This is a genomic window from Streptomyces sp. NPDC057253 (assembly GCF_042669125.1).
Taxonomy (GTDB): Bacteria; Actinomycetota; Actinomycetes; order Streptomycetales; family Streptomycetaceae; genus Streptomyces.
On record NZ_JBHUXV010000054.1, the window covers coordinates 36,292 to 58,990 of the forward strand.

The window sequence follows — 22,699 nt, forward strand, 5'->3', positions numbered from 1 at the left end:
GGTGTGACCCGGGTCGAGACGAAGTTGGACGGCATCGCCCAGGGACTCACGGAGCTCGGGAAGGATGTGTCCGACCACGAGACGCGTATCAGGACCCTGGAACGTGCCCGGTGGCCGCTACCAACGATCGGGGCGCTGGCGGGCGTTGCAGGTGCTGCTACAGGCGTGATCGCCCTTCTCGCACGATGATCTGGCCCCCTTCCGCCTTCGGGCGGGAGGGGGCTTTCGTCACGTCCGGGGTCAGGCCAAGGCTTCGATCGCCCGAAGGATCAGCGCCCGGGCGTCGGCGCCGTACACGGCCATGGCTCGCAGACGGTCGAACGTCTCCAGGTACTGGGTGATCTCGCTGGGTTGGGTCACGTTCACCTCGGCGGACACCAGCTCGACGGAGACGAGGCGGTCGTCGAAGACGTGGAAGGTCTCCTCCGGCCAGTGCGTGCGCCGGGCGCTCATGGGGATGATGCCGAGGGACACCGCGGGCAGGGCGCCGGCGGTAAGGAGGTAGCCGAGCTGCGCGGCCATAGCGTCTGGGTCGGCGATCTGGCAATGGAGCACGGTCTCTTCGATAACCACGACGAAGCGGTGGCCCTGCTCGTGGACGATGCGGGACCGCTCGACGCGGGCCCGGGCAGCTGCGGCGCTGTCGTCGACATCCAGGCCGTGAACGCTGGCGGCGATCTGGAGGACGGCGAGGGCGTAGCCCTCGGTCTGAAGCAGGCCGGGGACGAGCCCGGCGGAGTACATGCGGTGGGACTCCGTCTCGCGGAAGGCCTGAACCCGGCTTTCCTGGATGTGGCGCAGGCCGGCGCGGACCTGGTCTCGCCACTGCCGGTACATCGACTCTGCGCTGATGGACTGCACGACGAGATCCTGCGCCTGGTCGTCGGCGTGGGTGGCGTGGCACCAGGCGCGGATGTCGTTGGCCGATGGCCCGGTCAGGGCGTTCTCGATGCGGGAGGTCTTGGAGTAGTGCCAGCCGCACGCGGCGGCCAGCTGCACGACCGTCAGGCCGGCTTCCCTGCGGAGGTCGCGTAGCCGGTGGGCGACGGCTTCACGCGCGGCCTGAGCGGAGGAGGACGGCGAGGCGGGCATGAGCTGGCGGCCGGTGCTTTCTGGTCAGTGGATCTCGTATTGAGCGTGAGGGATGGCGCGGGCCCACACGGCGTCGAACGCCTCGGAGCACAGCTTCACCGCGGCCGGGTTGTCGTCGACCTGGTGGCCGACCATGGCGCCGTTGCCGGAGAAGTAGCCCCAGCGGATCACCTGGTCGTCGAAGAGCCAGAAGTCGTTGCCGGGCAGGGCGATGTCCGAGGCGCGGCGGCGGGGCAGCCAGCGGACGTCCTCGCCCGCCAGCACGTTGACGACTGTGGAGGCGTGCTCGTAGCGGATGTAGTCGGAGACGGGCTCGGAGATGATGCGGGCCCGCCGCACGGCGACACCGCGCTGCCGGGCCTGGGAGACGAGGTCGACCCAGGGGGCCCAGTCCGGTGAGGTGGGGTCGAGGTCGAGCTGTCCGGTCTCCAGCCAGGCCCGGAAGTCGTCGGCTTCGGCGGCGACTCCGTATTGGTCCCGCATCTCGAGGTGGACCGCGCTGCGGGTGCAGGCGGCCAGGAGGTCAGCGGTCGTCGGTTCGCTCGACGGCATCGCACGCCTCCCTGATCATCTGCGCCATCCTGGCGGGGATCCGGATGACGGCCTCGTCGTCCGGGATCCCGACCGCATGCCCCGGTACCTCGAACCGCGCGCACTCCGCCTCCAGTTCGGGGCCCGGCTTCCAGCCCTGGAAGACGAGTTCCTTCTTCTCCTGGTCGACCCACACGGTGGGTGAGTCCGCGGTCTTCGTGTCCGGGTCGATCCCGATAAACCGTAGCGGCACGTCCGTCTCCGTCCTCGCGATGTGCAGTTCTTTGCGTCACCGTCGCTCCGGAGAGGCTCGCTGGTCAAGGGGTCGAACTGGTCAAAACAGCTGACAGAAAACCCTTCCTGCAAAGATCTGCACATTACTGGCTGTGGTGCACATTGCGCTCCTAGCGTCGGTGGATACGACGAAACCCCGGCGAGGCGGCGGAGCCTCCCGGGGCATGGCCGACTACGAGGAGTCGACATGCCGCACGCTACAGCTTCGGACCTCAGTACGGCAGAGGCGGCTTACCTGCCTCCCAACACCCAGGAGATGCGCGCGAGTACACGGCTCCTCCTCGCCGAGAATGAGCCCGAGAAGCTCTACAAGGCCGCCGAGCTGGAGCGGCTCCAGGAGACCTTCCGCGAGCACATCGAGACGCTCATCCCCGCCGTCCGAGCCCGCGCCTACGTGCTCCCGCAGAGGTCCGCCGACCGCACCGCCGCACTGGCCGCCATCGTCGAGGCACGGAATCGGCTGTCCCTGGGGAATGGCGACAACGATCGTGTCCGCGGTGCCGTCGCTGTCCGCCTGGCTTGGTCGCTCAAGACCCTGTGCGGACACTACGAGCGGATGGCCACGCGGTGACGGCCCGGCCCGCCGAGTCGCAGAGCCAGGCGACCCGCATCCGCGCCGGGGCGCGCGCCGCCGGCTACTGCGGCCTCGTCCACCCTGATGGCAGCGCGTCCTGCACCAGGCCGCCGCACTCCGACCGTGACCACGTGGACTACTACAACGGCCGGCCGAGCCTCGCCGCGGTCAGCGGCACCCGGTGGACCGAGTAGTCCCGTACTGGACCGGCGGTCGCCCTTGTGGCGCGTCGCTGGGGTGGGTGGCGTGATATGCGTCCGTCACCCGCCAGTGCTCGCCTTTGTGGCTGAGCACGGCCGCCCCGTTCTCCGTATGGAGGGCGGGGCGGTTTACTGTTCCCAGACGCCCCCCTGTCGCAGCCGAAGCGACAGGGGGGCGTCGCCGGCCGGAAGCCTCCCGAGCATTCCGGCCGGGCCTGGCCCGGGGTTATGCGTCAGGCAGGACGGAATGGTCACGTCCGCCTCCCCACTGTGCACCTTACCCACTGACGCGGCCGATCTACAGGCTGTAGCGCCTGTTCTACACGGGTTTTCCTCGGCAATTGCAGGCTAGTTGGGCTCATTTGCCCCTATTGGTCTTGGTGTAGATCCAGACAGACACCAGACCGATCGCCCCGTTTTCGAATCTGGCACTGGCACCCCGTGAGGTGTCTCACAATTCCCGCTTGCGGCTGGCCCTTTGGGTGGCACGCTGTCGAGCCCGCAGGGAAGTTACGGGGTAGTAGCGGGATATCAAGATCGGGAAATGTAGAAGCCCGGTAGATCCTGGGGACCTACCGGGCTTCTTACCTGGCGCTTTGCCGCTGTGGGGCTAACAGGATTTGAACCTGTGGCCTCATCCTTATCAGGGATGCGCTCTAACCAACTGAGCTATAGCCCCGCCGCGCTCTGCGGGCTGTGTCCCGCGCGCTGACTCCTGAAGATTAGCGCACGACGTGGGCAGTCCCAAAATCGGTTCCTTCAGGACCGCCCCCACAGATTTGAAGCCGGGTTACTCGTCCTCGGCCAGCGTCAGCTCGACGCCGCCGACGAAGCCCGCGGAGAGGTTGTAGATGAACGCGCCGAGGGTCGCGAGAGCCGTCGCGAGGACGACGTCGATGACCGCGATGATCGACGTGAACATCAGGACGTTCGGCAGGGAGAGAAATGCCTGGAGGTCGAAGCCGTTCGACTCGTTCGAACCGGTCGCCTCGGAGATCGTCCCGCCGACCGTCGAGAAGACGCCCATCGCGTCCATGACCATCCAGAGCACGGCGGCCGCCACGATCGTGCAGATGCCGAGTGCGATGGAGAGCAGGAAGCTGACTTTCATGACGGACCACGGGTCGGCCTTGGCCACCCGCAGACGTGCTTTGCGTGTACGGGGCATGGTGCGCGCCCCGGTCCGCGGGCGCCGTACGGCACCGGCCGGGCCGGCCTGTGTCGGGTAGGCCTGCGGCGGGTGGTACGGGCCGGGCTGCTGCTGCGGCTGCCGTTCCCCCGGCAGCGGAGAAGGTGAAGGCTGTGCCGCGGGCTGGGGCTGCGGCTGGGCCGCCGCCCTGGGCGGTGCGGCGGGCGCCGCCGGCTGGGCCGGCGGCTGGGTGTCCGTCACAGGTCCCCCCTGGGATCCATGAGTCTCGGGCGAGCGCGACGGGGTCGCGGGCGGCTTGATCGCCTTGAGTTGAGTCGTGTGCGTATCCACCGTGTGCGGTTCTGTCGGACGCGGGGCGGTGCCACGCGCGTCTGTGCCGTGCGCCTCCGCGCCCCGTGCGTCCGCCGCACGCGCGGCAGAGCCACGGCCGCCGCCGTCCGCCTCCGTGCCGGGGGAGGACCCCCTAGAGGTTCCGGTCGATCCGGCGCCCGTGGCTCCGCTCACGATGACTCACTCCTCGTGCTACTCGGCCGAGGGCGACTCACCCTCGTCCGTGCCGATGGTCTCGGCGGCACCCTCGACGGTCTCGTCGTCGGCCACATCGCCGTCGACCTCCTCCGCCTCACGTCCCGCCTCGGCGTTACGAGCGATGCCGACCACGGCATCGCGCTTGCCCAGGTTGATCAGTTGGACGCCCATGGTGTCACGGCCCGTCTCCCTGACCTCGTTGACTCGCGTACGAATCACACCGCCGGAGAGCGTGATGGCGAGGATCTCGTCGGTCTCCTCGACCACCAGCGCTCCGACGAGCGATCCGCGGTCCTCCACGATCTTGGCAGCCTTGATGCCGAGGCCGCCGCGACCCTGGACGCGGTACTCGTCGACAGCGGTCCGCTTCGCATACCCGCCGTCCGTAGCAGTGAACACGAACGTACCGGGTCGAACAACATTCATCGAGAGCAGCTCGTCTCCCTCGCGGAAGCTCATGCCCTTGACACCCGAGGTGGCGCGGCCCATGGGACGCAGTGTGTCGTCCGAGGCCGTGAACCTGATCGACTGTGCCTTCTTGCTGATCAGAAGCAGATCGTCGTCCGCCGACACGAGTTCGGCTCCGATCAGTTCGTCGTCCGAACCGTCCTCGCGCTCCCGCAGGTTGATGGCGATGACGCCGCCGGAACGCGGAGAGTCGTAATCCTTCAGTGACGTCTTCTTGACCAGACCCGCCTTCGTGGCGAGCACCAGGTAGGGCGCCGCGTCGTAGTCGCGGATCGCGAGGATCTCGGCGATCGCCTCGTCCGGCTGGAAGGCCAGCAGGTTGGCGACGTGCTGTCCGCGCGCGTCCCGGCCGGCGTCCGGCAGTTCGTAGGCCTTCGCCCGGTACACGCGGCCCTTGTTGGTGAAGAACAGCAGCCAGTGGTGCGTGGTGGAGACGAAGAAGTGGTCGACGATGTCGTCTTCCTTGAGCTTCGTCCCGCGCACGCCCTTGCCGCCGCGCTTCTGGGCGCGGTAGTCGACGGTCTTGGTGCGCTTGACGTAACCGCCCCGCGAGACCGTGACGACGATGTCCTCCTCGGCGATGAGGTCCTCGATGGACATGTCACCGTCGTAGGGCACCAGCATGGTCTTGCGGTCGTCGCCGTACTTCTCGACGATCGCGGCGAGTTCGGCGCTGACGATGCCGCGCTGGCGGACCGGCGAGGCCAGGATCTCGTTGTACTCGGTGATCTTCGCCTGGAGTTCGTCGTGCTCCTGGATGATCTTCTGGCGCTCCAGGGCGGCGAGTCGGCGCAGCTGCATCTCGAGGATGGCGTTGGCCTGGATCTCGTCGATCTGCAGCAGGTCCATCAAGCCCGTACGCGCGATCTCGACGGTGTCGCTGGCCCGGATCAGGGCGATGACCTCGTCGATGGCGTCCAGGGCCTTCAGCAGGCCGCGCAGGATGTGCGCCCGCTCCTCGGCCTTGCGCAGCCGGAAGCGCGTACGGCGGACGATGACCTCGATCTGGTGCGCCACCCAGTGCCGGATGAACGCGTCCAGGGAGAGGGTCCTCGGCACGCCGTCGACGAGCGCCAGCATGTTGGCGCCGAAGTTCGTCTGGAGGTCGGTGTGCTTGTAGAGGTTGTTCAGCACGACCTTGGCGACCGCGTCCCGCTTCAGCACGATCACGAGGCGCTGGCCCGTGCGCGACGACGTCTCGTCCCGGACGTCCGCGATGCCGCCGACCTTGCCGTCCTTGACCAGGTCGGCGATCTTCTGCGCGAGGTTGTCGGGGTTGGTCTGGTACGGCAGTTCCGTGACCACCAGGCACTGGCGATTCTGGATCTCCTCGACCTCGACGACCGCGCGCATGGTGATCGAGCCTCGACCGGTGCGGTACGCCTCCTCGATGCCCTTGCGGCCGACGACCAGGGCGCCGGTCGGGAAGTCGGGGCCCTTGATGCGCTCGATGAGGGCGTCCAGGAGCTCCTCGTGGGAGGCCTCCGGGTTCTCCAGGTACCACTGGGCGCCGGCCGCGACCTCGCGCAGGTTGTGCGGCGGGATGTTGGTCGCCATGCCGACCGCGATCCCGGCCGAGCCGTTGATCAGCAGGTTCGGGAAGCGGGCCGGCAGGACGGTCGGCTCCTGGGAGCGGCCGTCGTAGTTGTCCGTGAAGTCGACGGTCTCCTCGTCGATGTCACGGACCATCTCCATGGACAGCGGCGCCATCTTGCACTCGGTGTAGCGCATCGCCGCCGCCGGGTCGTTGCCCGGGGAGCCGAAGTTGCCGTTGGAGTCCACCAGCGGCATCCGCATCGACCACGGCTGGGCGAGGCGCACCAGGGCGTCGTAGATCGAGGAGTCGCCGTGCGGGTGGTAGTTGCCCATGACGTCGCCGACCACGCGCGCGCACTTGTAGAAGCCGCGCTCGGGGCGGTAGCCGCCGTCGTACATGGCGTACAGGACGCGGCGGTGGACGGGCTTGAGTCCGTCCCGGACGTCGGGCAGCGCACGGGACACGATGACGGACATCGCGTAGTCGAGGTACGAGCGCTGCATCTCCGTCTCGAGCCCGACGGGCTCGACACGCTGGGCGATGACGCCGCCCTCTTCAGGGGTGACAGGAGTGTTCTCGTCGGCCATTGCGGGTGAAGATCCTTCCTGGTGCGGTCAGCTGAGACCGACTCAGATGTCGAGAAAGCGGACGTCCTTGGCATTGCGCTGGATGAACTGCCGACGCGCCTCGACGTCCTCGCCCATCAGGACGGAGAACAGGTCGTCCGCCTGGGCGGCGTCGTCGAGGGTGACCTGGCCGAGGACGCGGTGCTCCTGGTCCATGGTCGTCACGCGCAGCTCCTCGGCGTTCATCTCGCCGAGGCCCTTGAAGCGCTGGATGGAGTCCTCGCGGATGCGCTTGCCGCGCTGGCGGCCCAGCTCGATCAGGGCGTCGCGCTCGCGGTCGGAGTACGCGTACTCGGTGTCGTCCCGGCCCCACTTGATCTTGTAGAGCGGGGGACGGGAGAGGTACACGTGCCCGGCCTCGACCAGCGGCCGCATGAAGCGGAACAGGAAGGTCAGCAGCAGGGTGGAGATGTGCTGGCCGTCGACGTCGGCGTCCGCCATCAGGATGATCTTGTGATAGCGCAGCTTCTCGATGTCGAAGTCCTCGTGCACCCCGGTGCCGAAGGCCGAGATCAGCGCCTGGATCTCCTGGTTCTGGAGGATCTTGTCGATCCGGGCCTTCTCGACGTTGAGGATCTTGCCGCGGATCGGGAGGATCGCCTGGTACTCAGGGTTCCGGCCGGACTTGGCGGAGCCGCCGGCGGAGTCACCCTCGACGATGAAGATCTCGCACTTGGTGGGGTCGTTCGACTGGCAGTCGGAGAGCTTGCCCGGCAGGGACGCGGTCTCCAGCAGGCCCTTGCGGCGCGTCAGGTCGCGGGCCTTGCGGGCCGCCACGCGCGCGGTGGCCGCCTGGATGGACTTGCGGATGATGTCCGCGGCCTCGACCGGGTTGCGGTCCAGCCAGTCGGTGAGGTGTTCGTAGACGACCTTCTGGACGAAGGTCTTCACCTCGGTGTTGCCCAGCTTGGTCTTGGTCTGGCCCTCGAACTGCGGCTCGCTCAGCTTCACCGAGATGATCGCGGTCAGACCCTCGCGGATGTCGTCACCCGTGAGGTTGTCGTCCTTGTCGCGCAGCAGCTTCTTGTCGCGCGCGTACTTGTTGATCAGCGAGGTGAGCGCCGCGCGGAAGCCCTCTTCGTGGGTGCCGCCCTCGTGCGTGTGGATGATGTTGGCGAAGGAGTAGACGCCCTCGGTGTAACTGCTGTTCCACTGCATCGCGAGCTCGACGGACAGGTTCTTGTCCTTGTCCTCGGCCTCGAGGTCGACGATGGTCGGGTGCACCACGTCTCCCTTGCGGGAGTTGAGGTACTTCACGAAGTCGACGATGCCGCCCTCGTAGTGGTAGTCGACCGACTTGACCTCGGCGCTCTCGTCCGCGCCCGCCTCGTCCGCGCCGGACGTCGCCTTGGCCGACTCCCGCTCGTCAGTGAGTTTGATCCTCAAACCCTTGTTGAGGAACGCCATCTCCTGGAAGCGCCGCGAGAGCGTCTCGAAGGAGTAGTCGGTCGTCTCGAAGATGTCCGGGTCGGCCCAGAACGTCACCGAGGTGCCGTGCTCGTCGGTGGCCTCGTGCTTGGCCAGCGGGGCCGTCGGGACGCCGAGCTTGTAGTCCTGCGTCCAGCGGTAGCCGTCGGTCTTGACCTCGACGGCCACCTTGGTCGACAGGGCGTTCACCACGGAGACGCCCACGCCGTGCAGACCGCCGGAGACCGCGTAGCCGCCGCCGCCGAACTTGCCGCCCGCGTGCAGCACGGTGAGCACGACCTCGACGGCCGGCTTGCCCTCGGAGGGGACGATGCCGACCGGGATGCCACGGCCGTTGTCGACGACCCGGACCCCGCCGTCGGGGAGGATCGTGACGTCGATGGTGTCCGCGTGGCCCGCCAGCGCCTCGTCGACGGAGTTGTCGACGACCTCCTGCACCAGGTGGTGCAGGCCGCGCTCGCCGGTCGAGCCGATGTACATACCGGGTCGCTTGCGGACCGCGTCCAGACCCTCGAGGACGGTGATGGCGCTGGCGTCGTACGAGGCGGTTACCTCGCCGTTCGACGAGGTCGCCTCGGCGTCGGTGGACGGGATGTTCTCGTTGGGGTTGCCGGAATCGGCCACGAAGCGCCCTTTCTGGCACAGCACGAGCCGGGCTCGTCGGCGGGTTGCCGGAGCGGCTGCGGCATGTTGCGTTGGTAAGCCTTGATCAGCGTTGCTCAGCGTTTCCCGGGCGGTCCCCACGTTTGGGGCGGGATTGGCTTCCAGTCTACCGGTAGCGCCGACAGTGATGGGGGTTTGCCGGTACCTGAGTCCTCATGTGCCGCCCTCAACCGGCGTCTTCCGGGTCCCCATATACGGAGCGGGGCTCCAAGAGGCTCACAGCGGCACTCAGCGCTTTCGGCTGTCAACCCTTTGCTACTTGGGAGTCAGGTCGGAATTCGCATCCGCGTGCGGTGCTACGACGGCACCGATCACGCCGGGGATACGTGACGTAAGTCACCTGTAGGGATCGCCGGGCCTGCTGCTGCCAGGAGCCCGCAGAGGGCCGTAGCTGCGCGCGGGGCCACCGGGACCGAGCACCTTGATCAGCCGCACCGTGCCGTGCCCCAGGTCCTCGTTGAGCCGCGCGACCAGGCTCGGGGCGAGTCGCCGCACCTCGGTCGCCCACACCGGCGAATCGCACTGCACGACCAGCACGCGCTCGTCCTCGTCGTACCGCTGGGGCGTGCAGTGGTCGGCGAGCTTCTCGCCGACGATCTGCGGCCAGCGACCCATCACACCGCCCACCGCGGCGGGAGCCTCCCAGCCCCGCTCGGTGATCAGACGGTTGATGGCGGCACCGAAGGCCATCGGGTCGCGCCCGTCGGCGTGCGCGCCGGAGCGCAGCCCGCCCCCGCGCCGGGCCTGCCGCTTCTGCTGCGCCGCGTCCCCACGCGCGCGTGCCTGTTCCCGCGCGGCCCGAAGCGCCACGCGCGCGAGGTCGACGCCGGAGGGCTCGGCCGGCTTGGGGCTCTCGGCGCCCTGGGCGGATCCGGCGTTCCCAGCGCCTCCAGCGTTCTCGGTGGCAGGCCGTTCGTCGCTCATACGCGCTCCACCGTCCCGTCCGCCACGGAGTACCGCGTCCCCGCCAGCACATGCGGCACGTCGTCGTCGACCGCGGCCGTCACCAGCACCTGCTCACCGGGCGCGACCAGTTCGGCCAGCCGCTCCCGGCGCCGGGTGTCCAGCTCGGCGAACACGTCGTCGAGGATCAGCACCGGTTCGTTCCCCTCGGCCCTGAGGAGGTCGTACGACGCGAGACGCAGCGCCAGCGCGTACGACCAGGACTCGCCGTGCGAGGCGTACCCCTTGGCGGGCAGCTGACCGAGCTTGAGCAGCAGATCGTCCCGATGCGGCCCCACGAGGGTCACGCCCCGCTCGATCTCCTGCTTGCGCGCCTCCGCGAGCGCCCCCATCAGCTGCTCGTAGAGATCCTCACGCGTGTGTGCCTCACCGGGCGCGGACGGCTTGTACTCCAGCGCGACCGGCCCACCGCCGGGGGCCAGCTGCTCGTACGCCTTGTCGGCCAGCGGCTGGAGCGCGGCGATCAGATCGAGCCGCTGGGCGAGGAGTTCGGCACCCGCGCGCGCGAGGTGCTGGTCCCATACGTCGAGGGTGGACAGGTCCATCGAGCGGCCGCCGTGCCGGCGCGCGAGGGCGGCCGACTTCAGCAGGGTGTTGCGCTGCTTGAGGACGCGCTCGTAGTCGGAGCGCACGCCGGCCATGCGCGGGGAGCGCGCGGTGATCAGCTCGTCGAGGAAGCGGCGCCGCTCACCGGGGTCGCCCTTCACCAGCGCGAGATCCTCCGGCGCGAACAGCACGGTCCGCACGATCCCCAGCACATCACGCGGCCTGACCTGCGAGGACCTGTTGATGCGCGCCCGGTTCGCCTTGCCGGGGTTCAGCTCCAGCTCGACCAGCTGCTGCCGCTCGCCCTGTCTGACCTGCGCCCGGACGATCGCGCGGTCGGCGCCCATGCGCACCAGAGGGGCGTCGGAGGCGACGCGGTGGCTGCCGAGGGTGGCGAGATAGCCGATCGCCTCGACCAGGTTCGTCTTGCCCTGTCCGTTGGGGCCCACGAACGCGGTGACGCCCGGGTCGAGCGGAACCTCGACCCGGGCGTACGAGCGGAAGTCGGCCAGCGACAGATGCGTGACGTGCATGGTCGGGCGCCGACCTCCCCCAGCTTGTGGACTGTGCGTACAGCCCTGTGGATTACTTCGTCTCGACCGCGTGGCCGCCGAACTGGTTGCGCAGCGCCGAGATCATCTTCATCTGCGGCGAGTCGTCCTGGCGGGACGCGAACCGCGCGAACAGGGACGCGGTGATCGCCGGCAGCGGCACCGCGTGGTCGATGGCGGCCTCCACGGTCCACCGGCCCTCGCCGGAGTCCTGTGCGAAACCGCGCAGCTTGTCCAGGTGCTCGTCCTCGTCGAGGGCGTCGACCGCGAGGTCGAGGAGCCAGGAACGGATGACCGTGCCCTCCTGCCAGGAGCGGAAGACCTCCCGGACGTCGGTCACGGAGTCCACCTTCTCCAGGAGCTCCCAGCCCTCGGCGTAGGCCTGCATCATCGCGTACTCGATGCCGTTGTGGACCATCTTCGCGAAGTGGCCCGCGCCCACCTTGCCGGCGTGCACCGCCCCGGCGTCGCCCTTGGGCTTGAGGGCGTCGAAGACCGGCTGCACCTGGGCGACGTGCTCGGCGTCGCCGCCGTACATCAGCGCATAGCCGTTCTCCAGGCCCCACACCCCGCCGGAGACACCGCAGTCGACGAAGCCGATGCCCCTGGCCGCCAGCTCCTCGGCGTGCTTCTCGTCGTCCGTCCAGCGGGAGTTGCCGCCGTCCACCACGACGTCACCGGGCTGAAGGAGCTCGGCCAGCTCGTCGATGGTCGCCTGCGTCGGCGCACCGGCCGGGACCATCACCCACACGACCCGCGGGCCCTGCAACGCGTCCACAAGCTCCTTCAGGCTGTGGACATCGGCGAGGTCCGGGTTGCGGTCGTATCCGATCACGGTGTGGCCCGCGCGGCGTATCCGCTCGCGCATGTTGCCGCCCATCTTGCCGAGGCCGATGAGACCGAGCTCCATCAGTGGTTCCTTAGGTAGCTGTGACGTGTGGGGCACCTTCGTACCCACGTACGAGCCTAAACCCGGACGCTCACGCACACCTGTGGGCATACGCGCTCAAACGTATGCCCCGACCTGCGGGTTCTCCGACGGGTCAGCCGCTCAGCCGCACCGGCATGATCAGGTACTTGTAGGCCTCGTCCGCCTCGGCGTCCAGGGCCGGCTTGCCGCTGAGCAGCGCGGGCTTGGTGGACGTCGTGAAGGACAGCTGGGCCACCGGGGAGTCGATGGCGCTCAGGCCGTCCAGCAGGAAGGTCGGGTTGAAGGCGATCGAGATGTCGTCGCCCTCCAGCTGGGCGTCGACCCTTTCCACAGCCTGTGCGTCGTCGCTGGAGCCGGCCTCCAGGATCAGCACGCCCTGCTCGAAGCTCAGCCGCACCGGGGTGTTGCGCTCGGCGACCAGGGCCACACGCTTGACGGCCTCCACGAAGGGGGCGGTCTCGATCACCGCGACGGAGTTGAACTCCGTCGGGAACAGCGTGCGGTACTTCGGCAGGTCGCCTTCGAGCAGACGGGTCGTCGTACGGCGGCCCGCGCCCTCGAAACCGATCAGGCCCTCGCCCGCGCCCGAACCGGACAGCGCCAGGATGACGCTGTCGCCGCTCGTGAGGGCCTTGGCGGTGTCCAGGAGCGTCTTGGCGGGCACCAGGGCCACCGCGGACGCCTCGGGGTTCTCCGGCTTCCACAGGAACTCACGGACCGCGAAGCGGTAGCGGTCGGTGGACGCCAGGGTGACGGTGTCGCCCTCGATCTCGATGCGCACACCGGTCAGCACGGGCAGCGTGTCGTCACGGCCGGCGGCGATGGCGACCTGGGCGGCGGCGGAGGCGAAGACCTCACCGGGGACGGTGCCGGTCGCACTCGGCATCTGCGGCAGCGCCGGGTACTCCTCCACAGGCAGGGTGTGGAGTGTGAAGCGCGAGGAGCCGCACACCACGGTCGCCCGTACACCGTCTGTGGAAATCTCCACCGGGCGGTTGGGCAGGGCGCGGCAGATGTCGGCGAGCAGGCGGCCGGAGACCAGCACCGTGCCCTCCTCCTCGACCTCCGCCTCCACCGAGACCCGCGCGGAGACCTCGTAGTCGAAGCTGGACAGGCTCAGCTGGCCTTCCTCGGCCTTCAGGAGAAGGCCGGCGAGGACCGGCGCCGGCGGACGGGCCGGGAGGCTGCGCGCCGCCCAGGCCACTGCCTCCGCGAGTACGTCGCGTTCCACCCGGATCTTCACTGTTGCCGCCTCCTGCTGTTGCCGGCGCTGCTAGGCCTGCCTGGCTTCGTCGTCTGTCTCGGTGTCGTCGGCCCCTGTGACGGGAAGGACACCGGGGAACAGTCTGACGCACCCCACTGACAGTAGGTGCCTCTCGGGGTCAAGTCGTGACGAGGGGCAGCCGGGCACCGGGCAGCGAGTTGTGCACAGGGCCTCCTTCGAAACGGATTCCCAGCTCTCTCTAGTTGTCAGTAGTAGTAGGGGCTGTGGATACCGTGGATAACCCCGTTTTCCCAGCTCAGAGGGGAAATTTTGTCCACGGACCCTGTGGGCGACACCGGTGGACAACCAGGCGTCTCTGTGGAGAACAGAAAGTTCTGCACACTCCGTGCACAGCCGGAGGCGACTTCTCCCCAACGCCGTCCCCAGCTTTACCCACGTTTCCCACAGCCCAACCCGGCACCTTCGTGTGACGCCTTTCACTCGACCCGGTGATCAGGCGCGTCGCGTTGCCGAACAGTGGACAGCCATGTGGAGAAGCTGGTGATCTCTGGGGACAACCGGCCCCGGCCTGTGGGTTGCCGGTGGACAACTCGATGCACAGCCTGTGGATCTTCCGGCTGTCCACAGTCTGTGGAGATCGTTCGTCCACGAATCCACAGGGGGGTGACCTGGGCTGATGGTCTTTCAACAGGGCGCCTGTGGACCGGGATCTGGACAACTTGGCGGTCCCCAGGATGTGGACGGGAAAAAGTCACCGGATCTGTGGAGAGAGGCCGTAACCCGACGGGCAATCGAACACAGGGCTACGGCGTCGTGACCCGGGGAATGCCGAAGGGCGCCCCCGGGACCTCGTCCCCAGGGCGCCCTTCGGCGTCGAAACCGCCGTGACTCTGCTGCTGTCAGCCGTTCTTGATCCGGTTCGTCAGCTCGGTCACCTGGTTGTAGATGGAGCGCCGCTCGGCCATCAGATTGCGGATCTTGCGGTCCGCGTGCATCACGGTCGTGTGGTCGCGGCCGCCGAAGAGAGCGCCGATCTTGGGCAGCGAGAGGTCGGTGAGCTCGCGGCACAGGTACATGGCGATCTGGCGGGCCGTGACGAGCGCGCGGCCGCGTGAGGTGCCGCACAGGTCCTCGACGGTCAGGCCGAAGTAGTCGGCCGTAGCGCTCATGATCGCCGTGGAGGTGATCTCCGGGGCCGAGTCCTCGCCGCCGGGGATCAGATCCTTCAGCACGATCTCGGTCAGGCCCAGGTCCACCGGCTGCCGGTTGAGCGACGCGAACGCCGTCACGCGGATCAGCGCGCCCTCCAGCTCGCGGATGTTGCGCGAGATGCGGGAGGCGATGAACTCCAGGACCTCCGGCGGGGCGTTGAGCTGCTCCTGGACCGCCTTCTTGCGCAGGATCGCGATCCGGGTCTCCAGCTCGGGCGGCTGGACGTCGGTGATCAGGCCCCACTCGAAACGGTTCCGCAGCCGGTCCTCCAGCGTGACCAGCTGCTTGGGCGGCCGGTCGCTGGAGAGCACGATCTGCTTGTTGGCGTTGTGGAGCGTGTTGAAGGTGTGGAAGAACTCCTCCTGCGTCGACTCCTTGTCCGCGAGGAACTGGATGTCGTCGACGAGCAGGATGTCCATCTCGCGGTAGCGCTTGCGGAAGCTGTCGCCCTTGCCGTCACGGATGGAGTTGATGAACTCGTTGGTGAACTCCTCCGAGCTCACGTAGCGCACACGCGTGCCGGGGTACAGGCTGCGCGCGTAGTGGCCGATCGCGTGCAACAGGTGCGTCTTGCCGAGGCCGGACTCCCCGTAGATGAAGAGGGGGTTGTACGCCTTGGCCGGCGCCTCGGCGACGGCGACGGCGGCCGCGTGGGCGAAGCGGTTGGAGGCGCCGATGACGAATGTGTCGAAGAGGTACTTCGGGTTCAGCCGCGCGGTGGGCTCACCGGGTCCGGTCGCCGGCGCGGGCTGCGCGGCGAGCGGACCGGGGGCGCCGGTGGTGGGCAGGCTGGAGCCGACCGGCCCCCCGCGGTGCACATGCCCGGAGGCGGACGGCGGCTCGGAAAGATCCCGGCGCGCGTCTCGCTGGTCGTAGTCCGAGCGCGGCTTGTCGTAGTCGGGGCGGGGCTTGTCGTAGTCCGGCCGCTGGTCGTAGTCGGGGCGCGGGCCGTCGTAGGACGGACGCTCCATCGGCTGGGGACGGTAGTCCTGGGAGGGGGCGCCGTAGGAGTCCTGCGCGTACGACTCCTTCTGGTACGGCTCTTTCTGGTACGGCTCCTGTGGATACGGCTCCTGCTGGTACGGCTCCTGCGACGGCGACGCGTAGGGGTCGCGCTCCGGGAAGCCGAGCCGCTGCTGCTGCCAGCTGTACTCGTCCTGCGCGGGCCGGGGCCAGGCGCCGGGTTCGGGGCGCTGGTACTCCGAGGGGTACGCGGGGCGGGGGGTCGGGAGCTGGTCCGGGCGGGGCGCGTGGTCGCCCTGGAGCCCGGGGCGCTGCTCGCCGCGGCCCGAGGGGGAGTCGTCGGCGCGGTGGCGGCCGTAGCTCTCGTACTGGTTGTCGTACTGCTTGCCGTACTTGTTGTCGTACGGCTCCTCGTACTGGCCGGAGGGGAGCTCGGGCTCCTCGTAGCGCGGCTGGGACCGGGGGGCCGGGAGTGCGGGCGGCGAGGGGGGCTCGCCCGCGGAGTCGTCGACGGTGATCGCGATACGGATCGGGCGGCCGCACTCGCGGCTCAGCGTCTCGCTGACGGCCGGGGCCAGCCTGCCCTCCAGTACGCCCTTCGCAAATTCGTTCGGTACGGCGAGCAGGGCGGTGTCGGCGACCAGCGCGAGGGGCTGGCAGCGACGGATCCAGTGCTCGTCCTTCGCCTCCACACCCTGGACGCGGCCCTCACCGAGGAGTTGCTCGAGTACGCGTGGCCACACTGCGGCAAGATCGGCAGGTACGTCAGCCACAGGGCACGCTCTCTCACGGGTCCCACGAACGTGTGGTTGTGGGACGAGTCGGGATTCAAATGGGGTGGAGCCGAAACACAGGGGTCAAGGGAACGAATCGGAGTTCAGCCACGGTAGTCAGGGCGACGGGTGCGGTTCAAGTTGTTGTCCCCAGCCTGTGGATAGTGTCTCCCGGTGACCACTGGTTTGACCGGATGGCGTAGCCGCGCGTACCGTAACCAGGTCGAGTTGTCGATGGCTGCTGCCGCCTGCCTCCGATGGGCACAGATCGCGTCAGGTGATCGGGAAGCGGTGCACACGGGCGTAACTGCGAGCTACTCGTGGGCGCACGGTGACAGCCAGGACGGCACCCGCCACCACCGATTGATTTCTGGAGCCCCCGAGTGAGCAAGCGCACCTTCCAGCCGAACAACCGTCGCCGCGCCAAGACCCACGGCTTCCGTCTGCGGATGCGTACCCGTGCCGGCCGCGCGATTCTGGCGAACCGCCGCAGCAAGGGTCGCGCCAGCCTGTCCGCCTGATCCCGGTCAGGTCATGCCGTCGTGCTGCCCACCGAGAACCGGCTGAGGCGGCGCGAGGACTTCGCGACCGCGGTACGACGAGGGCGCCGGGCCGGGCGCCCGTCCCTCGTCGTCCATCTTCGTAGCGGTGCCACGGACCCGCACGCGCCTGGGGAGAGCGCTCCCCCGACGCGTGCGGGTTTCGTCGTGAGCAAGGCCGTGGGTGGCGCGGTCGTGCGCAACAAGGTGAAGCGCAGGCTTCGCCATCTGATGCGCGAGAGAGTCGCTCTGTTTCCCCCCGGTAGCCTGGTAGTCGTACGAGCGCTGCCCGAGGCGGGCGACGCCGATCATGAACAGCTGGCCCGAGACCTGGATGCCGCCCTCCAGCGGCTCCTGGGAGGGGGCGCACGATGAAGTACCCGCTGCTGGCACTGATCAAGCTGTACCAGTGGACGATCAGTCCGCTGTTGGGGCCGGTCTGCAAGTACTACCCGTCCTGCTCCCACTACGGCTACCAGGCCATCGACCGGCACGGTGCGATCAAGGGCACGGCACTCACCGCCTGGCGCATCCTGCGGTGCAATCCGTGGTCGCTGGGCGGTGTGGACCATGTCCCGCCGCGCAAGCGTCCGCGGTGGCACGAAATGCTGCGTAACGCCTGGCGTGCACGCAGGGGCGGGCCCTCCGCCGCCGACTCGGCCGCCGAGGGACAGACTCCTTCGAGCCCGGCCGCCGAGACTCCGTCCCATGCCCAAGGAGCATGATTAGTGGACACGATTGCCAGTCTTTTCAGCTTCATCACGACACCCGTCTCCTGGGTCATCGTCCAGTTCCACAAGGTGTACGGCGCCATCTTCGGCCCCGACACCGGGTGGGCCTGGGGCCTGTCGATCGTGTCCCTCGTGATCCTGATCCGTATCTGCCTGATCCCGCTCTTCGTGAAGCAGATCAAGTCGACGCGGGCCATGCAGACGCTCCAGCCCGAGATGAAGAAGATCCAGGAGCGCTACAAGAACGACAAACAGCGTCAGTCCGAAGAGATGATGAAGCTGTACAAGGAGACGGGCACCAACCCGCTCTCCTCGTGCCTTCCCATCCTGGCGCAGTCGCCGTTCTTCTTCGCCCTGTACCACGTGCTCAACAGCATCGCGACGGGCGACACCATCGGTGTCATCAACGAATCGCTGCTGGCCAGCGCCCGTAAGGCACACATCTTCGGGGCCCCGCTCGCCGCTAAGTTCAAGGACGGGTCCGCCACCGTCCAGGCGCTGGGCGCCACGGTCACCGATGTGCGGGTCGTCACCGCGGTCATGATCATCCTGATGTCGGCGTCGCAGTTCTACACGCAGCGCCAGCTGATGACGAAGAACGTCGACACCACCGTCAAGACGCCGTTCATGCAGCAGCAGAAGATGCTGATGTACGTCTTCCCGGTCATGTTCGCCGTCTTCGGCATCAACTTCCCGGTCGGTGTCCTCGTCTACTGGCTGACCACCAACGTGTGGACCATGGGCCAGCAGATGTACGTCATCCACAACAACCCGACCCCGGGTTCCAAGGCCCAGGCCGCTTACCTGGAGCGCCTCACCAAGCACGTCACGACCCACGGCAAGGCCCGCAAGCGCAGCGAGCGCACCATCATCAAGGCGATCGTCGCCAAGGGCCGGGACCGCAACGAGTTCGAGCGCAAGTTCATCAACGGCCTCAACAAGGCCGGTCTCGCGGCCCAGGCCGACGGCACCGTGATCCAGAGCGAGTCCCAGGCCGCGGTCCAGACCGAGGACGGTTCGCCGGCGAGCGGGGCCACTCCCAAGCGCCAGCAGCCCAAGCGGCAGAGCAAGTCGCAGCGCCAGTCGGGTGCCGCCGCGGGCGGGGCTTCGAGTGGAGCCAAGGCTGCTGATGACGCCCAGTCGTCACCGACCTCGCTGAGCAAGTCCGAGGAGCCCGAGGACGCCACGCCCGAGGACGCCAAGCCCGCCGCCTCCGCCAAGAAGCAGCCCGGCGCCGGTAACCGCAGCAAGGCCCAGTCCGGACAGCGCAAGGGTCCGCAGCGGCCCAAGTCCCCGTCCAAGAAGTAACGAAGGAGTCCATCCCGTGACGGAAGGCACCACCTCCGCCGCTGCCGAGGGTGCAGACACCCTGACCCGCCTGGAGCAGGAGGGTGAGATCGCGGCGGACTACCTCGAGGGTCTGCTCGACATCGCCGATCTCGACGGCGACATCGACATGGACGTCGAGGCCGACCGCGCCGCTGTCTCGATCATCAGCGACGCGGGCGGCCGCGACCTGCAGAAGCTGGTCGGCCGTGACGGCGAGGTGCTGGAGGCCCTTCAGGAGCTCACCCGCCTGGCCGTGCACCGGGAGACCGGGGACCGCAGCCGTCTGATGCTGGACATCGCCGGCTACCGGGCCAAGAAGCGTGCCGAGCTCTCCGAGCTGGGCGCCAAGGCCGCCGCCGAGGTCAAGAACACCGGCGAGTCCGTGAAGCTCAAGCCGATGACGCCGTTCGAGCGCAAGGTCGTGCACGACGCGGTCAAGGCCGCCGGCCTGCGCAGTGAGTCGGAGGGCGAGGAGCCGCAGCGCTTCGTCGTCGTGCTTCCCGCCTGATCGGTTCCTAGGTTCCTCCGGCCCCGTCTGTAGAGCAGGCGGGGCCGAGCTTTGTCAGCCTGATAGTTCTGGTGGTCGGCGCCCAGTGCGTCGATGCGGTACGGAAGGACGGTTCCCCGTGACGGAGGCAGCGGAGCTTCCCCCCGCGCCCGAGCAGGCGCGCGAGGTGTTCGGCGATCGCTTCGCGGACGCGGTTCGCTACGCCGAGCTGCTCGCCGAGGCGGGTGTGCAGCGCGGTCTCATCGGCCCGCGTGAAGTACCCCGCCTGTGGGAGCGGCATCTGCTGAACTGCGCGGTGCTCTCGGAAGTCGTTCCCGAGGGCGTGACCGTATGCGATGTCGGCTCCGGGGCCGGGCTTCCCGGTATCCCCCTGGCCCTCGTCCGTGAGGACCTGAAGATCACGCTGCTGGAGCCGCTGCTGCGGCGGACGACTTTCCTGACGGAGGTCGTGGAGCTGCTGGGTCTGGACCATGTGACGGTCGTCCGCGGCCGGGCCGAGGAGGTCATGGGCAAGCTGACCCCCGTCCATGTGGTGACGGCACGGGCCGTGGCTCCGCTGGACCGGCTGGCGACGTGGGGCGTTCCGCTGCTGCGTCCCTACGGGGAGATGCTCGCGCTCAAGGGCGACACCGCGGAGGAGGAGCTCAAAGCCGCGTCCACGGCATTGAGCAAGCTCGGTGCCGTGGAGACCTCCATCCTGCATGTGGGTGAGGGAGTGGTCGATCCCCTGTCTACGGTGGTGCGCGTGGAGGTCGGGGAGAGCCCCGGTGGTGTGCGGTTCGCCGCCAAGCGCGCCAAGGCCGCTCGGACGGGGCGGACTCGTCGGCGCCGCTGATCCGTCCTGACGACGAGACGTACTCCACACAAGCTGCCAAACCTACGCATGCCGGAGTGTCGCGGCTAAACGGTCACCGCTGCTGTGCATCGTGTTTCACGTGAAACGTCGCTCACTGCTGCACGGCATCATCAGCCGGGGCCGCGCCGCGGCCGAACCCCGCGACCGAAAGCCTCTCGGGTCACTCGGAGAGGTAACGGAGTTGTCCACAGAGGTGGAATTCTCCACAGAACAACAGGCCTCACTGGTTCACACCCCCGAAGACATGGGAGGCTCTGTTCATTGCGAGCCTGAAGTCGAGGAGAGTGAATCCTTGCGGTCCGACGCCAACATCGCGGGACCGATGACCGATCCGGTCCCCGGTCCCCGAACCGAGTCGATGGGGGAGGATGTTTCACGTGAAACACCGCCCCCGATGGACGACACTCCGATCGGTCGTGCTGCCCAACTGGCGGTAGAGGCTCTGGGCCGTGCCGGCGAGGGCCTGCCGCGGCCCGAGCAGACCCGGATCATGGTCGTCGCCAACCAGAAGGGTGGGGTGGGCAAGACGACGACAACCGTCAATCTTGCCGCTTCGCTGGCTCTGCACGGCGGCCGTGTCCTGGTGATCGACCTTGACCCCCAGGGCAATGCTTCCACCGCGCTGGGCATCGACCATCACGCCGAAGTCCCTTCCATCTACGACGTCCTGGTCGAGAGCAGGCCGCTGGCCGAGGTCGTCCAGCCGGTGCCCGATGTCGAAGGTCTCTTCTGTGCTCCCGCCACGATCGATCTCGCCGGTGCGGAAATCGAGCTGGTGTCCCTGGTGGCACGTGAGAGCCGACTGCAGCGAGCCATCCAGGCCTATGAGCAGCCCCTGGACTACATCCTCATCGACTGCCCGCCCTCGCTCGGCCTGTTGACGGTCAACGCGCTGGTGGCCGGCGCGGAAGTCCTCATCCCGATCCAGTGCGAGTACTACGCGCTGGAAGGCCTGGGCCAACTGCTGCGCAACGTCGACCTGGTGCGGGGTCACCTCAACCCCACCTTGCACGTATCGACCATCCTGCTCACCATGTACGACGGCCGGACGCGCCTCGCGTCCCAGGTCGCCGACGAGGTGCGCACCCACTTCGGCGACGAGGTGCTGCGGACGAGCATTCCCCGCTCGGTCCGTATCTCCGAGGCGCCGAGCTATGGACAGACGGTGCTGACCTACGATCCCGGATCGAGCGGCGCCCTGTCCTACCTTGAGGCCGCGCGAGAGATCGCGTTGAAGGGCGTCGGCGTCAGCTATGACCCGACGCAGGCGCACATCGGCGCACAGAGCAACCCGAGCATGGTGGAGGGGATCCAGTGAGCGAGCGACGGAGGGGTTTGGGCCGTGGGCTCGGCGCACTGATCCCCGCTGCCCCGACGGAGAAGACGCCGACACCGGCGGCGATGGGCGGCGCCGGTTCCGCGTCCCCGTCGGCCGTACCGGTGCTGACAAGCGAGCGTGGGGTGGCAGCGGCGAAGGTGGCCACACTGCCGCCTGTTTCACATGAAACCGAGGAGCCGTCGGTCAACGGCTACGTGGAGACTCCTGCGCCCCCTATGGGCGCGCATTTCGCGGAGCTTCCCCTCGACTCCATCACGCCGAACCCGCGCCAGCCGCGTGAAGTCTTCGACGAGGACGCGCTTCAGGAACTGGTCACCTCCATCCAGGAGGTCGGCCTCCTCCAGCCGGTCGTCGTACGCCAGGTCGGTCCCGCGCGCTACGAGCTCATCATGGGTGAGCGGCGCTGGCGGGCCAGCCGTGAGGCCGGCCTGGACGCGATCCCGGCGATCGTCCGGGCCACGGACGACGACAAGCTTCTCCTGGACGCCCTCCTGGAGAACCTGCACCGCGCTCAGCTGAACCCGCTGGAAGAGGCAGCCGCCTACGACCAGTTGCTGAAGGACTTCAACTGCACGCACGACCAGCTGGCGGACCGCATCGGCCGGTCCCGTCCGCAGGTCTCCAACACCCTGCGTCTGCTGAAGCTTTCCCCGGCGGTCCAGCGCCGGGTGGCCGCCGGAGTGCTCTCCGCCGGACACGCCCGTGCGCTGCTCTCCGTCGAGGACTCGGAGGAGCAGGACCGGCTGGCTCACCGGATCGTGGCCGAGGGCCTCTCGGTGCGTGCCGTTGAGGAGATCGTGACCCTCATGGGGTCGCGTCCGCAGACCGCCCAGCGCTCCAAGGGACCGCGTGCCGGCGCCCGCGTCTCTCCGGCACTCACCGACCTCGCCACCCGTCTCTCGGACCGCTTCGAGACACGGGTGAAGGTCGACCTGGGGCAGAAGAAGGGCAAGATCACGGTCGAGTTCGCCTCCATGGAGGACCTCGAGCGGATCCTCAGCAGCCTCGCCCCCGGAGAGGGCCCTGTTCTCCAGAAGAGCCTGCTGGACGACGACACCGAGGAGTCGGAAGCCTAAGCCACGAATCGGTGATGCCCTTGAGGCGGAACAAGAAGAGCGGGCCGTGTCCGGTGTGTACCGGAC

At 68.2% G+C, this 22,699-nt stretch carries 21 protein-coding genes and 1 tRNA gene; 10 read left to right on the forward strand and 12 right to left on the reverse strand.

Going from position 1 to position 22,699, the window contains the following annotated elements; all coding sequences use genetic code 11:
* Nucleotides 1-240: 240 nt before the first annotated feature.
* Genes ACFULQ_RS27090 through ACFULQ_RS27100 form a run of 3 tightly spaced genes read right to left on the reverse strand, consistent with a single transcriptional unit; the run spans nt 241 to nt 1,876 of the window.
* On the reverse strand, nt 241-1,092 hold the full coding sequence (locus tag ACFULQ_RS27090; RefSeq protein WP_383548343.1) for a helix-turn-helix domain-containing protein: 852 nt from the start codon (nt 1,090-1,092) through the stop codon (nt 241-243).
* A 24-nt stretch (nt 1,093-1,116) separates the two neighbouring features.
* Nucleotides 1,117-1,644, reverse strand: a complete 528-nt coding sequence (locus tag ACFULQ_RS27095; RefSeq protein WP_383548345.1) for a DUF6879 family protein — start codon at nt 1,642-1,644, stop codon at nt 1,117-1,119.
* A complete protein-coding gene (locus ACFULQ_RS27100; RefSeq protein ID WP_383548348.1) occupies nt 1,616-1,876 on the reverse strand; it encodes a hypothetical protein in 261 nt (86 codons plus the stop codon). Before ACFULQ_RS27100 ends, ACFULQ_RS27095 begins: the two co-directional genes overlap by 29 nt.
* A 228-nt stretch (nt 1,877-2,104) precedes the next feature.
* Between ACFULQ_RS27100 and ACFULQ_RS27105 the strand changes: the two genes are divergently transcribed.
* Both ACFULQ_RS27105 and ACFULQ_RS27110 read left to right on the forward strand, forming a co-directional pair.
* The gene (locus tag ACFULQ_RS27105; RefSeq protein ID WP_383548351.1) at nt 2,105-2,488 is read left to right on the forward strand and encodes a DUF6415 family natural product biosynthesis protein; all 384 of its coding nucleotides are present in this window, start codon (nt 2,105-2,107) and stop codon (nt 2,486-2,488) included.
* On the forward strand, nt 2,485-2,685 hold the full coding sequence (locus tag ACFULQ_RS27110; protein WP_383548354.1) for a hypothetical protein: 201 nt from the start codon (nt 2,485-2,487) through the stop codon (nt 2,683-2,685). The genes ACFULQ_RS27105 and ACFULQ_RS27110 overlap by 4 nt, the downstream gene beginning before the upstream one ends.
* Nucleotides 2,686-3,296: 611 nt before the next feature.
* Here ACFULQ_RS27110 and ACFULQ_RS27115 read toward each other — a convergent pair.
* The 9 genes from ACFULQ_RS27115 to dnaA all read right to left on the reverse strand — a co-directional run bounded on the left by ACFULQ_RS27115 (nt 3,297) and on the right by dnaA (nt 16,255).
* Nucleotides 3,297-3,370 (reverse strand) — tRNA-Ile (locus ACFULQ_RS27115).
* 111 nt (nt 3,371-3,481) lie between these two features.
* Entirely contained in the window at nt 3,482-4,345 is an 864-nt protein-coding gene (locus tag ACFULQ_RS27120; RefSeq protein WP_383548356.1) for a DUF3566 domain-containing protein, read from the reverse strand.
* Between the two features lie 18 nt (nt 4,346-4,363).
* Nucleotides 4,364-6,961, reverse strand: coding sequence for a DNA gyrase subunit A (gyrA, locus tag ACFULQ_RS27125; RefSeq protein WP_383548359.1), 2,598 nt, complete (start codon nt 6,959-6,961; stop codon nt 4,364-4,366).
* Nucleotides 6,962-7,003: 42 nt separating this feature from the next.
* On the reverse strand, nt 7,004-9,076 hold the full coding sequence (gene gyrB, locus ACFULQ_RS27130; RefSeq protein WP_383548362.1) for a DNA topoisomerase (ATP-hydrolyzing) subunit B: 2,073 nt from the start codon (nt 9,074-9,076) through the stop codon (nt 7,004-7,006).
* 351 nt (nt 9,077-9,427) lie between these two features.
* Nucleotides 9,428-10,015: a DUF721 domain-containing protein gene (locus tag ACFULQ_RS27135; RefSeq protein ID WP_383548364.1), complete on the reverse strand. Its 588-nt coding sequence runs from the start codon at nt 10,013-10,015 to the stop codon at nt 9,428-9,430.
* A complete protein-coding gene (recF, locus tag ACFULQ_RS27140) occupies nt 10,012-11,133 on the reverse strand; it encodes a DNA replication/repair protein RecF (protein WP_383548367.1) in 1,122 nt (373 codons plus the stop codon). Before recF ends, ACFULQ_RS27135 begins: the two co-directional genes overlap by 4 nt.
* Nucleotides 11,134-11,185: 52 nt before the next feature.
* Entirely contained in the window at nt 11,186-12,061 is an 876-nt protein-coding gene (gnd, locus tag ACFULQ_RS27145) for a phosphogluconate dehydrogenase (NAD(+)-dependent, decarboxylating) (protein ID WP_383548369.1), read from the reverse strand.
* A 133-nt stretch (nt 12,062-12,194) separates the two neighbouring features.
* Nucleotides 12,195-13,325 (reverse strand): DNA polymerase III subunit beta, encoded by a 1,131-nt coding sequence (gene dnaN / locus ACFULQ_RS27150; protein ID WP_053847949.1) that lies wholly within the window; start codon nt 13,323-13,325, stop codon nt 12,195-12,197.
* An 881-nt stretch (nt 13,326-14,206) separates the two neighbouring features.
* On the reverse strand, nt 14,207-16,255 hold the full coding sequence (gene dnaA, locus ACFULQ_RS27155; protein WP_383548373.1) for a chromosomal replication initiator protein DnaA: 2,049 nt from the start codon (nt 16,253-16,255) through the stop codon (nt 14,207-14,209).
* 383 nt (nt 16,256-16,638) lie between these two features.
* Between dnaA and rpmH the strand changes: the two genes are divergently transcribed.
* From rpmH to ACFULQ_RS27195, 8 genes are all read left to right on the forward strand, one after another.
* Nucleotides 16,639-16,776 carry a 50S ribosomal protein L34 gene (rpmH, locus tag ACFULQ_RS27160; protein WP_005482975.1) on the forward strand — a complete coding sequence of 46 codons (138 nt, stop codon included), beginning with the start codon at nt 16,639-16,641 and terminating at the stop codon, nt 16,774-16,776.
* A gap of 21 nt (nt 16,777-16,797) precedes the next feature.
* Nucleotides 16,798-17,169 (forward strand): ribonuclease P protein component, encoded by a 372-nt coding sequence (gene rnpA, locus ACFULQ_RS27165; protein WP_383548376.1) that lies wholly within the window; start codon nt 16,798-16,800, stop codon nt 17,167-17,169.
* Nucleotides 17,166-17,519 carry a membrane protein insertion efficiency factor YidD gene (yidD, locus tag ACFULQ_RS27170; RefSeq protein ID WP_383548379.1) on the forward strand — a complete coding sequence of 118 codons (354 nt, stop codon included), beginning with the start codon at nt 17,166-17,168 and terminating at the stop codon, nt 17,517-17,519. The genes rnpA and yidD overlap by 4 nt, the downstream gene beginning before the upstream one ends.
* A gap of 3 nt (nt 17,520-17,522) precedes the next feature.
* Complete coding sequence (yidC, locus tag ACFULQ_RS27175) at nt 17,523-18,833, forward strand: membrane protein insertase YidC (RefSeq protein ID WP_383548381.1); 1,311 nt, start codon at nt 17,523-17,525, stop codon at nt 18,831-18,833.
* A gap of 16 nt (nt 18,834-18,849) precedes the next feature.
* Complete coding sequence (locus ACFULQ_RS27180) at nt 18,850-19,362, forward strand: R3H domain-containing nucleic acid-binding protein (RefSeq protein WP_330265739.1); 513 nt, start codon at nt 18,850-18,852, stop codon at nt 19,360-19,362.
* 118 nt (nt 19,363-19,480) lie between these two features.
* Entirely contained in the window at nt 19,481-20,197 is a 717-nt protein-coding gene (gene rsmG, locus ACFULQ_RS27185) for a 16S rRNA (guanine(527)-N(7))-methyltransferase RsmG (RefSeq protein ID WP_383548383.1), read from the forward strand.
* A 265-nt stretch (nt 20,198-20,462) separates the two neighbouring features.
* Nucleotides 20,463-21,536: a ParA family protein gene (locus ACFULQ_RS27190; RefSeq protein ID WP_078935937.1), complete on the forward strand. Its 1,074-nt coding sequence runs from the start codon at nt 20,463-20,465 to the stop codon at nt 21,534-21,536.
* Nucleotides 21,533-22,633, forward strand: coding sequence for a ParB/RepB/Spo0J family partition protein (locus ACFULQ_RS27195; RefSeq protein ID WP_383548385.1), 1,101 nt, complete (start codon nt 21,533-21,535; stop codon nt 22,631-22,633). Before ACFULQ_RS27190 ends, ACFULQ_RS27195 begins: the two co-directional genes overlap by 4 nt.
* The last annotated feature ends 66 nt before the right edge of the window (nt 22,634-22,699 follow it).